13 protein-coding genes, 7 tRNA genes and 1 pseudogene are annotated in these 15320 nt (G+C 69.4%); 7 read left to right on the plus strand and 14 right to left on the minus strand.

Translation table 11 applies throughout. The annotated features are described in order from the left end of the window. Positions 1-34: 34 nt before the first annotated feature. The 4 genes from pdxT to thrS form a co-directional block, all read right to left on the minus strand. The gene (gene pdxT / locus ACZZZB_RS19935) at positions 35-631 is read right to left on the minus strand and encodes a pyridoxal 5'-phosphate synthase glutaminase subunit PdxT (RefSeq protein WP_463530530.1); all 597 of its coding nucleotides are present in this window, start codon (positions 629-631) and stop codon (positions 35-37) included. Positions 632-661: 30 nt separating this feature from the next. Beyond that, entirely contained in the window at positions 662-1567 is a 906-nt protein-coding gene (gene pdxS / locus ACZZZB_RS19940; RefSeq protein ID WP_079705912.1) for a pyridoxal 5'-phosphate synthase lyase subunit PdxS, read from the minus strand. Positions 1568-1664: 97 nt separating this feature from the next. Beyond that, entirely contained in the window at positions 1665-2225 is a 561-nt protein-coding gene (locus ACZZZB_RS19945; protein ID WP_079705911.1) for an HIT family protein, read from the minus strand. Next, the gene (gene thrS / locus ACZZZB_RS19950; protein WP_199862131.1) at positions 2222-4144 is read right to left on the minus strand and encodes a threonine--tRNA ligase; all 1923 of its coding nucleotides are present in this window, start codon (positions 4142-4144) and stop codon (positions 2222-2224) included. Before thrS ends, ACZZZB_RS19945 begins: the two co-directional genes overlap by 4 nt. A gap of 193 nt (positions 4145-4337) precedes the next feature. On the opposite strand from thrS, the gene ACZZZB_RS19955 reads away from it, so the two are divergent. Then, the gene (locus ACZZZB_RS19955) at positions 4338-5021 is read left to right on the plus strand and encodes a lysoplasmalogenase (RefSeq protein WP_191941099.1); all 684 of its coding nucleotides are present in this window, start codon (positions 4338-4340) and stop codon (positions 5019-5021) included. Between the two features lie 97 nt (positions 5022-5118). Here the strand turns inward: ACZZZB_RS19955 and ACZZZB_RS19960 are convergent. The 7 genes from ACZZZB_RS19960 to ACZZZB_RS19990 form a co-directional block, all read right to left on the minus strand. Then, positions 5119-5190 (minus strand) — tRNA-Val (locus ACZZZB_RS19960). A gap of 21 nt (positions 5191-5211) precedes the next feature. Continuing rightward, a tRNA-Cys gene (locus tag ACZZZB_RS19965) sits at positions 5212-5282 on the minus strand. Between the two features lie 56 nt (positions 5283-5338). After that, positions 5339-5410, minus strand: a tRNA-Gly gene (locus ACZZZB_RS19970). Positions 5411-5583: 173 nt separating this feature from the next. After that, the gene (locus ACZZZB_RS19975) at positions 5584-6123 is read right to left on the minus strand and encodes a hypothetical protein (RefSeq protein ID WP_463530531.1); all 540 of its coding nucleotides are present in this window, start codon (positions 6121-6123) and stop codon (positions 5584-5586) included. 139 nt (positions 6124-6262) lie between these two features. After that, positions 6263-6337: transfer RNA gene (locus tag ACZZZB_RS19980), tRNA-Val, on the minus strand. A gap of 59 nt (positions 6338-6396) precedes the next feature. Next, positions 6397-6467, minus strand: a tRNA-Cys gene (locus ACZZZB_RS19985). 60 nt (positions 6468-6527) lie between these two features. Beyond that, positions 6528-6599: transfer RNA gene (locus tag ACZZZB_RS19990), tRNA-Gly, on the minus strand. A gap of 168 nt (positions 6600-6767) precedes the next feature. On the opposite strand from ACZZZB_RS19990, the gene ACZZZB_RS19995 reads away from it, so the two are divergent. After that, positions 6768-6840 (plus strand) — tRNA-Val (locus ACZZZB_RS19995). 46 nt (positions 6841-6886) lie between these two features. Here ACZZZB_RS19995 and ACZZZB_RS20000 read toward each other — a convergent pair. Next, complete coding sequence (locus ACZZZB_RS20000; protein ID WP_463530532.1) at positions 6887-8527, minus strand: MFS transporter; 1641 nt, start codon at positions 8525-8527, stop codon at positions 6887-6889. Between the two features lie 163 nt (positions 8528-8690). On the opposite strand from ACZZZB_RS20000, the gene ACZZZB_RS20005 reads away from it, so the two are divergent. Continuing rightward, positions 8691-9431 (plus strand): histidine phosphatase family protein, encoded by a 741-nt coding sequence (locus ACZZZB_RS20005; protein WP_086473310.1) that lies wholly within the window; start codon positions 8691-8693, stop codon positions 9429-9431. 36 nt (positions 9432-9467) lie between these two features. On the opposite strand, the gene ACZZZB_RS20010 is transcribed toward ACZZZB_RS20005, so the two are convergent. Beyond that, complete coding sequence (locus ACZZZB_RS20010) at positions 9468-10553, minus strand: hypothetical protein (RefSeq protein WP_463530533.1); 1086 nt, start codon at positions 10551-10553, stop codon at positions 9468-9470. A 106-nt stretch (positions 10554-10659) separates the two neighbouring features. Between ACZZZB_RS20010 and ACZZZB_RS20015 the strand changes: the two genes are divergently transcribed. From ACZZZB_RS20015 to ACZZZB_RS20030, 4 genes are read left to right on the plus strand one after another with little or no spacing between them, the layout of a single operon-like run. Beyond that, the gene (locus ACZZZB_RS20015; RefSeq protein WP_463530534.1) at positions 10660-11796 is read left to right on the plus strand and encodes a glycosyltransferase family protein; all 1137 of its coding nucleotides are present in this window, start codon (positions 10660-10662) and stop codon (positions 11794-11796) included. After that, complete coding sequence (locus tag ACZZZB_RS20020) at positions 11793-12935, plus strand: glycosyltransferase (protein ID WP_463530535.1); 1143 nt, start codon at positions 11793-11795, stop codon at positions 12933-12935. The genes ACZZZB_RS20015 and ACZZZB_RS20020 overlap by 4 nt, the downstream gene beginning before the upstream one ends. Next, entirely contained in the window at positions 12932-13966 is a 1035-nt protein-coding gene (locus tag ACZZZB_RS20025; protein WP_463530536.1) for a glycosyltransferase, read from the plus strand. Before ACZZZB_RS20020 ends, ACZZZB_RS20025 begins: the two co-directional genes overlap by 4 nt. Positions 13967-13968: 2 nt before the next feature. Next, entirely contained in the window at positions 13969-14844 is an 876-nt protein-coding gene (locus ACZZZB_RS20030) for a glycosyltransferase family 2 protein (RefSeq protein WP_463530537.1), read from the plus strand. 51 nt (positions 14845-14895) lie between these two features. Here the strand turns inward: ACZZZB_RS20030 and ACZZZB_RS20035 are convergent. Then, positions 14896-15320: pseudogene (locus tag ACZZZB_RS20035) on the minus strand (glycosyltransferase family 2 protein); the annotation flags it as partial.

Here is a 15320-nt window from a genome sequence, read left to right on the forward strand (position 1 = left end):
GCCGGGATGGGCGGCGGGAGCGAGCAGCACTGCTTCAGCGGGAACGCTCGACCTTGTCGAGGAAGTAGGCGTGGAAACGGGTGTCGCCGGTGACCTCGGGGTGGAAGGACGTGCCGAGGAGGTTCCCCTGCTCGACGGCGACCATCCGACCGTCGGGCAGCGAGGCGAGGGGTGTCACCGCCGGTCCGGCGGCTTCGACCACCGGTGCGCGGATGAACACGGCGTGCACGGGCGGGGCGCCGAGGACCGGGATCGACAGGTCCGTCTCGAAGGAGTCGAGCTGCGAACCGAAGGCGTTGCGCCGGACCGAGACGTCGAGCCCGCCGAGACTCTGCTGGCCGGCGATCCCGTCGAGGATCCGGTCGGCCAGGAGGATGAGTCCGGCGCAGGTGCCGTACACGGGCAACCCGGCGGTGATCGCTTCGCGTAACGGTCCGGCGAGGTCGAAGGAGCGAGCGAGCTTGTCCATCACGCTCGACTCCCCGCCGGGGAGGACCAGTCCGTCGATGCCGGTCAGTTCCGAGGGACGCCTGATGAGGCTGACGTCCGCCCCGAGGCCGGTGAGGACGGCCGCATGCTCGCGGAAGTCCCCTTGCAGGGCGAGGACGCCGACGCGCGCCGACCCGGTCACGACGTCACCTGGTTCAGGGCGGACGCGGGGCTACCAGCCACGCTCAGCGAGGCGGTGCGGTGCCGCGAGGTCGGCGACGTTGATGCCGACCATCGCCTCACCGAGACCACGGGACACCTCGGCGATGACCTGAGGGTCGTCGAAGAAGGTCGTCGCCTTGACGACGGCTGCCGCCCGCTGAGCCGGGTTGCCGGACTTGAAGATGCCGGATCCGACGAACACGCCGTCGGCACCCAGCTGCATCATCATCGCGGCGTCGGCCGGCGTCGCCACACCCCCGGCGGTGAACAACACGACCGGGAGCTTGCCGGTCTCGGCGATCTCCACGACGAGGTCGTACGGGGCCTGGAGCTCCTTCGCCGCGACGTACAGCTCGTCCTTCGACATCGACGACAGGTGCGCGATCTCGGAGCGGATCTTGCGGATGTGCTTCGTCGCCTCGGACACGTCGCCGGTGCCGGCCTCGCCCTTCGAGCGGATCATCGCGGCACCCTCGTTGATACGCCGCAGCGCCTCTCCCAGGTTGGTGGCACCGCACACGAACGGGACGTCGAAGCCCCACTTGTCGATGTGGTTCACGTAGTCGGCCGGGCTCAGGACCTCGGACTCGTCGATGTAGTCGACGTCGAGCGCCTGGAGGACCTGGGCTTCGACGAAGTGTCCGATGCGAGCCTTCGCCATGACGGGGATGGACACCTCGGCGATGATGGATTCGATGAGGTCAGGATCGCTCATCCGAGCCACGCCGCCCTGGGACCGGATGTCCGCCGGGACGCGCTCGAGGGCCATCACGGCGACGGCCCCGGCGTCCTCCGCGATACGGGCCTGCTCGGCGGTGACGACGTCCATGATGACGCCGCCCTTGAGCATCTCCGCGAGTCCGCGCTTCACGCGGTTCGAGCCGTGCTGTCCAGTGGTCGTGCTGCTCTCGGTCATGATGGCGAGCGTACCGGCGGGTGGCCTGACGGTGCTCCGTCCACAGGCCGGAAATTGGACTTGGGTGGACCGGTCCAGATGGACCGGCCCCGACGGATCAGGCCGAGGTCGGCCAGGCGTCCGCGATCGCCTGTCGGACATCGCCGAGCAGCTGCGGGAGCGCTTTGGTCTGGGCGATGATCGGGAAGAAGTTGGCGTCCGTCGCCCAGCGCGGCACGATGTGCTGGTGCAGGTGCGCCGCGATCCCGGCGCCGGCCACGGCACCCTGGTTCATCCCGAGGTTGAAGCCGTCGTTCCTCGAGACGGACCGGACGACCCGCATCGCCGTCTGCGTCAGGGCGCCGATCTCGGCGACCTCCTCCGTCGTCGCGTCGTCGTACATCGCGACGTGGCGGTACGGGCAGACGAGCAGGTGCCCGGAGTTGTACGGGAAGAGGTTCAGCAGCACGAAGGCGTGCTCGCCCCGATGCACGATGAGCGCTGACTCGTCGTCGAGCGTCGGCGCGATGCAGAACGGACAACCGTCGTCGGATGGCTGGCCCTGCTTGATGTAGACCATCCGGTGGGGCGTCCAGAGACGCTGGAACGCGTCCGGGACGCCCACCAGGTGGGAGGTGTCGATCGACTCGAACGACTCCGGTTCGGTGCCCGGGGTCATGCCGGCAGATCCGCTGCGGTGTTCACCTGCAGTTTCGCGGCGATGGCGGCGCGGATCCGGCGCACAGCGTCGGCGACAGGGACACCGTTCTCCTGGGTGCCGTCGCGGAATCGGAAGCTCACCGCGCCGTTGGCCTGGTCCTCCTCGCCGACGATCAGTTGCAGCGGGGTCTTCGCCTTGGTGTGGTTGCGGATCTTCTTCTGCATCCGATCGTCGGAGGCGTCGAGTTCTGCCCGGACCCCGGACGAGCGCAGCTCGGCGACGACTCCGCCGAGGAACTCCTCGTACTGCTCGGAGACGGGGATGCCGACGACCTGAACAGGGGCGAGCCACACCGGGAAGGCACCCGCGTAGTGCTCGAGCAGGATCGCGAAGAAGCGCTCGATCGAGCCGAGGAGTGCGCGGTGGATCATCGCCGGACGCTTGCGCGTGCCGTCAGCAGCCGTGTACTCCAGCTCGAACAACTCGGGCAGGTTGAAGTCGAGCTGCACGGTGGACAGCTGCCACGTCCGACCGATCGCGTCGCGCGCCTGCACCGAGATCTTCGGACCGTAGAAGGCTGCGCCGGCGGGGTCGAGGACGAGCTCGAGACCGGACTCGACCGCCACCTGGCGGAGGGTCTCGGTCGCTTCGTCCCAGACCTCGTCGGTGCCGACGTACTTGTCGGGGTCCTTCGTCGAGAGCTCCAGGTAGAAGTCGTCGAGACCGTAGCCGCGGAGGGTCTCAAGGACGAACTGCAGCTGGCGGCCGACCTCGTCCTTGACCTGGTCGTCGGTGACGTAGATGTGGGCGTCGTCCTGCGTGAGGCCACGGACGCGCGTGAGCCCGGAGAGGGTGCCGCTCTTCTCGTACCGGTAGACCGTGCCGAACTCGGCGAGACGCAGCGGCAGTTCGCGGTAGCTGCGCCCTCGAGCCCGATAGATCAGGTTGTGCATCGGGCAGTTCATGGGCTTCAGGTAGTAGTCCTGGCCCTGACGGGTGACGTGGCCGTCGGCGTCGACCTCCTGGTCGAGGTGCATCGCCGGGAACATGCCGTCCTTGTACCAGGCCAGGTGCTGGCTGACCTCGAACAGGTGCCCCTTCGTGATGTGCGGGGTGTTCACCAGCTCGTAGCCGGAAGCGAGCAGGCGCTCGCGCATGTAGTTCTCGATCTCGTTGCGGATGATGCCGCCCTTGGGGTGGAACACCGCGAGACCCGAGCCGATCTCTTCGGGGAAGCTGAAGAGATCGAGCTCGGCACCGAGCTTGCGGTGGTCGCGCTTGGCAGCCTCCTCGATCCGCGTCTGGTACGCGCGCAGCTCGTCCTTGGTCGCCCAAGCGGTGCCGTAGATCCGCTGCAGCTGCGGGTTCTTCTCGCTCCCCCGCCAGTACGCCGCGGCGAGGCGCGTCAGGGCCCAGCCGTTGCCGATCATGCGCGTGTTCGGCAGGTGTGGACCGCGGCAGAGGTCCTTCCAGACCGTCTCCCCTGTCTTCGGGTCGACGTTGTCGTAGATGGTCAGCTCCGCGCCGCCCACCTCGACGTTCTCGTCGTCGGCTGCCGATCCGCCCTTGAGGCCGATCAGTTCGAGCTTGTAGGGCTCCCCCGCGAGTTCTGCGCGAGCCTCGTCCTCGGTGACGACGCGTCGCACGAAGCGCTGGCCCTGGCGGATGATGCGGTCCATCGTCTTCTGCAGCACCTTGAGCGCCTCAGGCGTGAACGGTGCGGCGACGTCGAAGTCGTAGTAGAAGCCGTCGGTGACCGGCGGGCCGATGCCGAGGTTCGCGTGCGGGTCGACCTGCTGCACGGCCTGCGCGAGCACGTGGGCTGCGGAGTGCCGGAGGATGTTGAGACCGTCGGGCGAGTCGAGGTGCACCGGCTCGACGGTGTCCGTCTCCGTCACCGTGGCGGCGAGGTCCTTCAGTTCGCCGTTGACGCGCATGGCGACCACGGATCGGTCGGTGAACAGTGCGAACCCGTCACTCACGGATGATCTCTCTTTCTCAGGTGAAACCTTGGCCGTGCAAGCCTATCGTCGTCCACGACGAGGAGACGCTGCCGTCGGTCGGCGGCCATGGTTCGTGCTCGGTCGCATCGCTAGAGTGAAGGCCTACGACGTGACGGGGGTGGCGCTGATGACGGCTGTGCAGAGGGGCGGGGCTGCGACGGCGCTGTTCGCCGCGCTGCCCGTGGTCGCACTCGTGCACATCATCGCCCTCGCATCCGGTCAGGAATGGCTGTCGCTCCTCACCAAACCGTTCATCATGCTGGTCCTCGCGCTGGCGCTCGTGTGGTCGGTCCGACGGCTTTCGGTCGCTGCGGTCACGGCGCTCGTCGCGATCCTCTGCAGCTGGCTGGGCGACGTCGCCCTCATGGTTCCGGGCGAACTCGCGTTCGGCGTGGGGATCCTGTTTTTCATGCTCGCGCAGGCCGGTTACGTCGTGCTCTTCGTGCGGCATCTGCGCACCAGGAACCGCCCGCCGGTCTGGGCGCTCGTGTACCTGGCGTGGCTCGTCGCCGGCATCGCGCTCCTCAGTCAGCAGGACATGGGGGCGCTGTATCCGGCGGTCGTCCTCTATGCCGTCGTGATCGGGGCCATGGCGGCGTCTTCCACGATGACGACGCCGACGATCGCCGTCGGCGGTGCGCTGTTCCTGGTCTCCGACTCGTTGATCGGGCTCGACCGCTTCGTGCCTGCAGTGACGATCTGGGCGGCTGACGAGATCATCATGGCGACGTACGCCGCTGGCCAAGGCCTCATCGTGTGGGGCGTCGCGGAGGTCCTGCGTCGCCGGGAGCGGGCGCCTCTCTCCGTCTGAGCGGACGTTAGGGGTGTGCGACGGGTGGTCTGCGCAAGAGTTGGTCTGTGGAACGACGAAGGGCCCGAGCTGTTCGCTCGGGCCCTTCGTGTTCCTGTGGGCGATACTGGGATCGAACCAGTGACCTCTTCCGTGTCAGGGAAGCGCGCTACCGCTGCGCCAATCGCCCAGGTGAGTGGTGTTGCCAGCGAGGTGGCGACGGGATTCGAACCCGTGTGGACGGCTTTGCAGGCCGCTGCCTAGCCTCTCGGCCACGCCACCACGTGTGATGAAACACACTGTCGAGCGGAACGCTTGCACGTTCTCACTGACACTCGAGCGGATGACGAGATTCGAACTCGCGACCCTCACCTTGGCAAGGTGATGCGCTACCACTGCGCCACATCCGCATTACATCCCGTTTCCGGGTGCTTGGAAACTCTAGCCGATGTTGAGGGCGCTCGTTGACACCTCGGCGCGGGCGAGTCGGCCCAACCCTTGATGTTCCGCGGAAAATCGGGCTGAAATTCCATCTTCCTCGGCGCGTCGGCCAGGCGGTGGGACGGTACGTGGGTGGAGCCACTCACCGGCGCGCCTGCTGGCTCCAGTCGTCGTTCGCATCGGCGAGGTGCGGGTAGATCTGGAGCATCCGAATCGGCTCCACCTCCCAGACGTCGTCGTCCCAGGTGCGCCGACCGTCGCCGTCAGGGTGGTACTCCGGGTAATCGCGGAGTCGTTCCTTGGCGTTCGAAACCGCGATGGCCCGCCGTGTGTGTTCCGAGAGTGGGCCGATCGCCCCGGCGTCCGCGAGCCACTGGACAACGGAGTCCATCACCGCCGGCATCGCCCCCATGCCTCTCGAGTCGTCCATCAGGGAGGAGTGCGTCCGACCGGGCATGATGAGCCAACCGTTGGTGTCGGGCGTGTCACCGCGGCTGGCGACCTGTCGTCCCCACGCTCTGGCCTCGACGATCTCACGGTGGAGGTACTGCTCGCACTGGGCGAACGCCACCCGGTCCGACCGGCTGAGCGCCGGGTACGGGACGGCGGCGTGGCCCGGGTCCGTGGGATGCCGTCGCGGTTTCGCGTTGCTCGACCGCCACCAATCGCCGATGCGGCTCATGCCACACGTCCGTCGCGCGATGGCGACGAGCGCCGCTGCGGCCCGGTGGTCTCCGCCATGACTCGCTGAAGCATGGTCCCCCTGCGTTGCCTGCATGTGCTCGAACGACGAAAGCCCCCGGGGGTCCGGGGGCTTTCTGTGGTGGGCGATACTGGGATCGAACCAGTGACCTCTTCCGTGTCAGGGAAGCGCGCTACCGCTGCGCCAATCGCCCGGGTGGCGTGTGTGAACACGACGCCGGGATGTTGCTGGTGGAACTGTCTTGCTGAGGTGAGGTGGCGACGGGATTCGAACCCGTGTGGACGGCTTTGCAGGCCGCTGCCTAGCCTCTCGGCCACGCCACCATGTGTGACCGAACACACTGTCGAGTAGGGCTCCTGCCGGAACAACACCACTGACACTCGAGCGGATGACGAGATTCGAACTCGCGACCCTCACCTTGGCAAGGTGATGCGCTACCACTGCGCCACATCCGCATTGCCCGCATCACTGCGTGCTCGAACGACTCTAGCCGAAACCGGGACCGATGTTCAAACCGGCGCGCGTACTGGGTCGACAGCGTTGCGGATGTGCGTTCGTCCCCCGCCATCGGCTAGTATCGTGACTCGCGGCTGTTCGGCACCTCTCCGGTGCGGACGACCTGCGGGCGATTGGCGCAGTTGGTAGCGCGCTTCCTTCACACGGAAGAGGTCATCGGTTCGAGTCCGGTATCGCCCACATCACTTGCTCGTCGCCCGATGTGTTCCCTCTCCACGGTGGCGACTCACTCCGCGAGATCAGGCCGTTCCGGCCTGGCGGGCCCGGTTCGGCGGGCATCGCTCGGGAAGAAGTGTCGTTCGACGGGTGCACCGTCGGCGTGGGCCAGTGCTGCAGCGCGGATATCGCGGTCGCGGCCGGTCAGACGCTGCGTCTCCTGTCGTCGGAACTCGCCCCACGACGGCACCATGAAGGTCTCCAACTGCAGGTCGGACTCCTCGCCACTCCGGTACAGGGCCCATCTCGAGGCGCCGGTCCGGCGACGAGAGGACTCGACACGACCCATGGCTGTCTGGAACGCGGCGAGCGAGTCGGGATGGACCGTGTAGGAGATCTGCACGAGGACCGGCCCGTCGGTCGGCTGCGGCTCGAACACCAGCGTGGGTGTGGGCCAGGACATGGAGATGCTGCGGTCGACGGTTCCGGTTCCGGGGAGCAGGGGCAGCACCCGAACACTGGCCGCCACCAGCAGGAGCAGGACGGCCGAAGCGCTGTACGCGAGCGGCGTGCCGAGTCCCTGCGCCGCCACGCCCCAGCCGATCGAGCCGATGGCCATCGCGCCCATGAAGACGAGGATGTAGATCGAGGCTCCGCGGGACCGCACCCACTGCGGCAGGGTGAGCTGCAGCGCGGCGTTCAGCACCGTGAGGGTACCGATCCAGGCCAGCCCCGCGAACACGAGCAGCAGCAGGGTCGGCGCGAAGGGCAGGAACGCCGCTGCGAGCGACCCGGCGGCGAAGAGCACCGCACTCCCGGCGATGACGGTGTTGTCGGAGAACCGACGCCGAGCGAGCGGCAGGGCGAAGATGCCCAGCACGGCACCGACACCGAGAGCACCGAGCAGGAGACCGTATCCGCTCGAGTCGAGGTGGAGGCGCTTCGCCGTGAGGGGCAGCAGCGCCCAGAGGGCACTGGCAGGCAGCGCGAAGAGTGCGGAACGCAGCAGGATCCGGCGGACGAGGTGCGCGGAAACGACGTACCGGACCCCCGCTCGCAACGCTGCCCCGAACGGCTCGCGGTCGTCGAGACCGGTCTGCGAGGGTCGCTTCCACCAGACGAGGGCGATCACGGCCACGACGAAGCTCAGCGCGTTGAGACCGAACACGACGGGAGCACCGAAGGCCGACAGGACGACACCGGCCAGGGCCGGACCGACCGCACGGGCTCCGTTCACGGTGACACCGCCGAGCGCCGACGACGCCGCGATCAGGTTGCGGGGCACGAGCTCTGGCTGGATCGCCTGCCATGCGGGTGAGGTCAGGGTGGAGGTGATGCCGAGCAGGAAGGTGAAGGCCAGGATCGTCCACGGCGTCAGCGCACCGACCGCCGCCACGACGGTGAGCGCGGCTGCGAGGACCGCACTCGCCGCCGATCCCCAGATGAGCAGCCGTCGCCGGTCGAGTGAGTCCGCGAGGACGCCTGCTGGCAGGGCGACCAGGATGGCGGGCGCGAGGCTCGCGGTCTGCACGAGGGCGATGACCGCTGCGCCGGCGGCGGCCTCGACCAAGACCCACTGGGCTCCCACGGTCTGCATCCAGGTGCCGATGTTGCTCCCCAGCTGGGCGAACCACAGCACCCTGAAGGCGGTGATCGCCATGGGCGCCCATGCTGACGGTTGCGGCGATCGAACTGCGGTGGGTGACGACATGGTCGAACGATAGGACTCCGTCACGGCCCGGGCATCGTCGGTTTGTCGCAATCATCGAGCTGTGCCACCACCGGCGAGCGGTCGGCGGCCGGCGTCGCTTCATGGAGGATCATCGACTCGTCAAGGTCTGCGGCCGCCGAATCGTGCTGGCTACCGTGGATCCATGGCCATCACGGAACTGATCCTCGTCCGCCACGGTGAGAGCGCCGGGAACGTCGCCGCACTCGAAGCCGATCGCTCGGAATCCCACCGCATCGCCGTTCCGAGCCGTGACGCCGACGTCCCGCTCTCAGCACTCGGGCTCGAGCAGGCGGCTGCGGTGGGGAGACGTCTCGCGGCCCTCACGCCCGCCGACCGGCCGGACATCGTGTTCAGTTCGCCCTATCGGCGAGCGCACGAGACGGCCGTGGTCGCCCTTCGAGCCGCAGCGCTCGACGCCGATGAGCTTCGTCCTGTCGTCGACGAGCGGCTGCGTGATCGCGAACTCGGTATCCTCGACACCTTCACCTCGATCGGCGTCGACGCCGAGTTCCCGGAAGAGGCCGCTCGACGACGGTTCCTCGGCAAGTTCTACTATCGACCGCCAGGAGGTGAGGCCTGGACGGACGTGGCCCTCCGCCTCCGCTCGTTCATCGGCGACCTGGACCGGCACACCGACCGCACGCGGGCCCTGGTGGTCTGTCACGACGCCGTCATATCGCTCTTCCGCTACATCTGCGAGGGGTGGGACGAGCGTCGCGTCCTGGAGGAGGCCGCTCTCCGTCCGACGCCGAACGCGTCCTTCACCCACCTCGTCCACGACGGACGGGCGTGGAAGGCGCGAGCGGCGAATGCGACCGCACACCTGCAGCAGGCGCAGGTCCCGGTCACCGAGCACTCGGGGGCGACCGATGTCCGAAGCTGACCCCACCACCGCGGTGCCCGATCGGCACGGCGAGCGTCATTGTCCGGACCACCAGTCGAGGTACGCGCTCGCGGTGTCCGGCAGCGCCGGGCGGAGGCTGCGACCGGCGGGCAGGCGCGTCCGCGAGGGGTCCAGCCAGGCCGCGGCCAACTCGGCGTGCAGCGTCGACGGGTCGTACCGGACCATCGTCTCCGGGCGCAGTTGCTCCATCTCCGCTGCATAGCGCGAGTCGACGACGAGCGGCCGGCGGCCTGCCTCGACCCAGTCGAGCATCGAGCGTGACGCGGAGACATGACCGTGAGCGGCGAGCGGGATGCCAGGAAGCGAGATCTGCGCGGCGAACGCCGCATCGCCGAGATACCCGGTGACTTCGAACGAGACACCGACGGCGCGCGCTTCCGTTTCGAGGGCGAGCACGTCCGCTTCATGCCCGGCCGAGGGGCCGCCGATGGCTCGGACGACGACGTCGGCGACCTGGTGACCGGTGGCACGGAGATCCTCCGTCGCACGCGAAGCCGCCTGGATCGCCGACGAATGACCTTTACCTGGGTAGATGAATCCGGCGATGAGGACGGTGAGTGGGCGGGCCGTTCCCGTCAGCGATGCATCGTCGGCCGTGACCGCCGCCGTCCCGATCCGGGAGCCGAGCGGAATGGCGTGCGGAACGGTCGCGGCACTGACGCCGAGGAACTCTTCAGCGAGCGCCTGCTCGTGCCGGCTGTTGACGGCCGTCGCGTGGGCGGCTGCGATGAACCGTGCGTAGGCGGCGATGCGGCGGTCCAGCATCCTGCCGTCCGAGGTCTGCGGGATGTCGTGGAGGGTGACCGTCAACTCGGTGACGTCTGCGAGGCGCTCGACGGCGTCCGCCGCCTCCTCGGGCGACCGGCCGAAGAGGCGGTCGGTGACGTGGACGTGTGCACGGTCCACGCCGTCGAGCAGGTGCACGGCGTCGGACGGGGTCGGGGCGTACACCCGTTCCGCGCGAGGGTCCGTGGCGACCACGGCGTCGGCGACGTCGATCGCGTACTGGACGACGCCGTGGTGCTGTGGGCCGACCATGAGAAGACGGGGTGGGGCTGCGATCACCTGCGTCATGGTGGTGCAGTGGGGGGCCTGCGTCAAGGGTCGCGGGCACTCTCGTCATCGGACCTATGTTCGGAGGACGGCGCGCGCATCGCGCCGACCCGTCCGCGCGTCTCGCGCCCGCATCCGTACAGGGGATCCCGCCATGCAGTCGACCGCGACGCCGCACGCCACCGCTCGAGTCGCCGACCCGGCGTCTCGCCCGATCCGTGTCGTCTCGATCCCGGCCGCGCACCCCTACGTCGGCCGGGTCTCCGCCTCACCCGAGATCGACGTCCTGGACGATCCGCCGGTCGAGGGAGCGCCATCGGGCGTCTGGTGGCCCCCCGTTGCCCTCGATCCGAGCTGGATCCGCGACCACGCCGCCGATGCCGATCTCCTGCACATCCACTTCGGCACGGAGTCGTTCCCACCCGGACACGTGACCGCGTGCCTCGAGGCCGCGCACGAGGTCGGCTGGTCGGTCGTCTACACGGTGCACGACCTCGAGCACCCGCAGCTGGAGTACCAGGGGGCATACGAGGCGCAGCTCGACGAGCTCGTCCGTGGAGCGGACGCCCTGATCACCCTGACTCCTGGCGCCGCCGCCGGCATCCGGGAACATTGGGGCCGCGACGCCGTCGTCATCCCGCACCCGTCGCTCCTGTCGGATGACGTCACGGTTCCGCTCGTGTTGCCGTCGGCGGAGACGCGGGTCGGCGTCCACCTGAAGGACCTGCGCCCCAATGTCGATGCGGTCGGTGCCGTCACCACCCTCATCGACGCGGTCGAACGCCTGCGTCGCCGTGGAGCGGACGTCGTCGCAGAGATCCGGATGCACCACGTGGTCCGCGATCCGGAGGCCCGCGACGCCGTCCGACGGCTTGTCGGCAGATCGGAAGCCGCGCTGCTCATCGAGCACGAGCGTCTCGACGACCTCGGACTCGCCATCGCACTCAGCCGCCTGGACGTCTGTCTCCTTCCGTACCGGCACGGCACGCACTCGGGTTGGCTCGAACTCTGCTGGGATCTCGGCGTGTCCGTCGCCGTCCCGTCCGGGATCGGAGCGTACCTCGAGCAGCATCCCGACGACACGGTCTCCGCGTACGACCTCGGGGACGGAGCGTCACTCGAGCGTGCCGTCGGCGAGCTCCTCGAAGCGGATGGCGCGTCCCGAGCCGGTTCGGCCGGTCGGGGCGCGACCGTCGCTGATCGCCGTGCCCGTCGCGTCGTCGACGACGCCGTCGGTGCAGCAGCGCACGCCGAGCTGTACCGCCGAGTCATCGCCGAGCGCGCCTCGTGACGGCCTGTCCACGACTGCGCGTCGTCGTCATCGCCCCGCTGCGCTTCCCCATCCGTCGTCCACACGCCGGCGGGCTCGAATCCGCCGTGTGGTCGGAGGTCACCGCGCTTCGCGCACGAGGCCACGAGGTGACGTTCATCGGCGTCCGCGGGTCCGACTTCGTCGAGCGCGGCAGCGTCTTCGAACTGCCGGAGTTGCGGTGGCCACGCTGGTCCTCCCCCGACGACGAGCGGTATCCCCCGGGCCACCTGACACGATCCGTCCCGGCATTGCGTCGCGCGCTCGAAGCGATCGCCGCTCGGCCAGGGCGATACGACGTCGTGTCCAACCACTGCCTGGACGCACTCCCGGTGGAACTCGCGCCTGAGCTGGGCGTCCCGATGATCACCACCCTGCACACGCCGGTCGACGAGGCAGTCGCCGCTGCCGCGAACCGGGCCGGTTCCGACGGCAGCCGGTTCCTGGCGGTGAGCGAGTTCACGAAGCGCACCTGGGCGACGGCCGGTGTCGAGTCCGAGGTGCTGCTGAACGGCATCGATCCGGATGCCTGGCGGGCCGGCCGAGGCGGTGACGACCTCGTGTGGTTCGGACGGGTCGTCGCGGAGAAGGCCCCGCACCTCGCCGTCGACGTCGCCCGCCGACTGGGCCGCCGGCTCGTCATCGCCGGTCGCGTGGGCGATCCGGTGTACGCCGAGCGCGTGCTGTCGCCGCTGCTGGGACGTGATGTCCGTCATGTCGGGCCGCTCGACCCGACACGGCTCGCCACGCTCGTGGGGCGGAGCGCGGCAGCGGTCTCGACGCCGGCATGGGCCGAGCCGTTCGGTCTCGTCGCGCCGGAGGCGCTGATGACCGGGACCCCGGTGGTCAGCTTCGCCGTCGGCGGCGTGCCCGAGATCGCCCAGGCGAGCGTCGGTATGCAGGTCGTCGCACCAGGAGACCTGGCGGCCATGGCGGACCGCGTGGACGGGTTGATCCGGCAGTCGGAGCTCGACCGGGGGTTCCGCGCCTCGATCCGGGCATCCGCCCTCGCCCGGTTCTCGCTCGACGCCAGGGTGGGCCGGCTCGAGGAGCACTTCGCAGCGCTCCTCGGCGACTCGCCCGTGCTCGGTTCCGGTCGCGTCGACGAGTTCAGCTCGTGAGGCCCCGCATCGGTTGGTACGTGCATCACCACGGACGGGGGCACGTCACGCGTCTGCTCGCCGTCGCACCCCACCTCGACGCCGACATCGTCTGCTTCAGCTCGTTCCCCGAGCCGGTGGGACTCCCCTCGAACTGTTCCTGGGTGGTGCTCGACCGGGACGACGACGTGCCGGACGGCGCGTCTCGCCCGGACGACTGCGATCCGACCGCGAAGGGGCTGCTGCACTGGGCGCCACTCGGCCATGCCGGTCACCGTGCTCGTCTTGCGACCATCGCCGCCGCTCTCGCGCAGCAGCAGATGGACGCGATGGTGGTGGACGTCTCCGTCGAGGTGGTGCTCCTCGCACGCCTGCTCGGTGTCCCCACCGTCGTCATGGCACAGCCGGGCCACCGCGACGACGAGCCGCACGCGCTTGCATTCCGTGCCGCGTCGACGATCATCGCCCCATGGCCTCACGGTGTGCTGCAGCTGGAGCACTTGCGTCCCGTGCAGGACAAGGTGGTGTACACCGGCGGCATCAGTCGCTTCGAGGGACGCGAGCGGACGTCCGCGGAAGCCGGGCGCAGCGGGGTGCTCCTCCTCGCCGGTGCCGGGGGTTCCACGGTGTCGCGGGATGCCGTGGAGGAAGCCGTACGCGCCAGCGGTCGCGATTGGACCTCACTCGGCACCGGTGCCGGGTCCGTCTGGGCCGACGACCCGTGGGACGCGCTCTGCCGGGCGGAGGTGGTGGTGTCGTGGGCCGGTCAGAACGCGATCGCCGATCTCGCGGCGGCCGGCGTCACGGCCGTCGTGGTCCCACAGGAGCGCCCGTTCGACGAGCAGGTGTCCACCGCACGTGCACTCGAGGCCAACGAGCTGGCGGTCGTGCGGGCGTCCTGGCCCGACGCCGCGGACTGGACGGGCATCCTCGACCGGGCCTCGGGGTTCCAGCCCGACTGGTCTCGTTGGCAGGTGGCGGGCGCCGCCCGACGGGCAGCTGAGGCGATCGAGGCGGTCGCGGCCGGCGATCCTGCAGGGGGTGGGCGATGAGGATGTCGATCGTGACCCTGTGCTCGCTCCCACGACTCGGGCACCTCGAACGGCAGCTCGAGGCCGTCGGGGCGTTCAAGCCGACGTCGGGCGACGTGGTGGAGCGACTCGTCGTGTGGATCGGTGACGACGCACCACCGGCTCTCGATGCGGAACTGACGGTCCACCTCCCACCTGGGCCGGACGGGCTGCGTCTCGCGGCGGGTCGGAACGCCGGCGCCGCGCTGGCCGTCGAGCGCGGCGCCGACCTCATCGTGTTCCTCGACGCGGACTGCGTCCCCGGACCCGCGCTGCTCGACCGGTACCGCGAAGCGTCAGCTCGCCATCCGGGGGCCATCCTCTGCGGACCGGTGACCTACCTGCAGCCCGGCGTGGATGTCACCGACCGCCGCGCATTGGCGGCGGCGACGGCACCGCATGCGGCGAGACCGAACCCGGACGACGGCTCGGAGCGCGTCGCCACCGAGGACGAGTACCCGCTGTTCTGGTCGTTGTCGTTCGCGACGAGTGCGTCGACGTGGTCCCGGACCGGAGGCTTCGACGAGGGCTACGAGGGCTACGGCGGCGAGGACACCGACTTCGCGTTCGCCCTGAACGCGGCGGGGACGCCACTCGTGTGGGTCGGAGGCGCCCACGCCTACCACCAGCACCACGAGACGCAGCGCCCGCCCTGGCAGCACTTCGACGACATCCTCCGCAACGGCGCGCGGTTCGCCGACCGGTGGGGAACCTGGCCGATGACCGGTTGGCTGGAGGCGTTCGCTGAGGCCGGCGCCGTGCGGCGGGCGGGTGACGACTGGGTCCGCGTTCAGTCGACCACCCCGAGCCGTCTGTCGATCGCGACCACCAGCGTGGTGGCGACGGGGTCCGGCGCGTAACGGTCGACCGGGCAGTGCCGTCTCGTCGGCCGCCGCCCGGGGCATCACTCGTCAGCGACGAAGCGAGCCCGGTGAACCGGTGCGCAGTCGTGTGCCGCGCTGGAGCCACCGGACGGCGGGCAGCTCCTCCGGCCAGTGCACACGCAGGGTGGTCCAGCCCCGACGCATCCGGAGTGCGAGTGAACCGGCATCGGTGAACGGGCGCATCGAGATCCCCATCCCGAGCGACCGGTCGTAGCGCACGCGTCGGTGGAGACCCAGATGGGCCGAGACGTCCAGATCGTCGTGCAGTTCCGCATCCTCGCGGTGCACCGCCTCGGCGATCTGGTCCCACGTCGTGCGCCGGATCGCACAGTTGGATCCGAAGATCGGAACCTGGGCGAGGGCGGCTCCGACGAAGAGCCGGTACGCCCCGAGGTAGAGGCCGGCGAGCGGTGCACGGAGCAGGCGCGGACCGTCGATGAAGACGGCGGGGC

The organism is Plantibacter sp. AC185 (assembly GCF_979258065.1).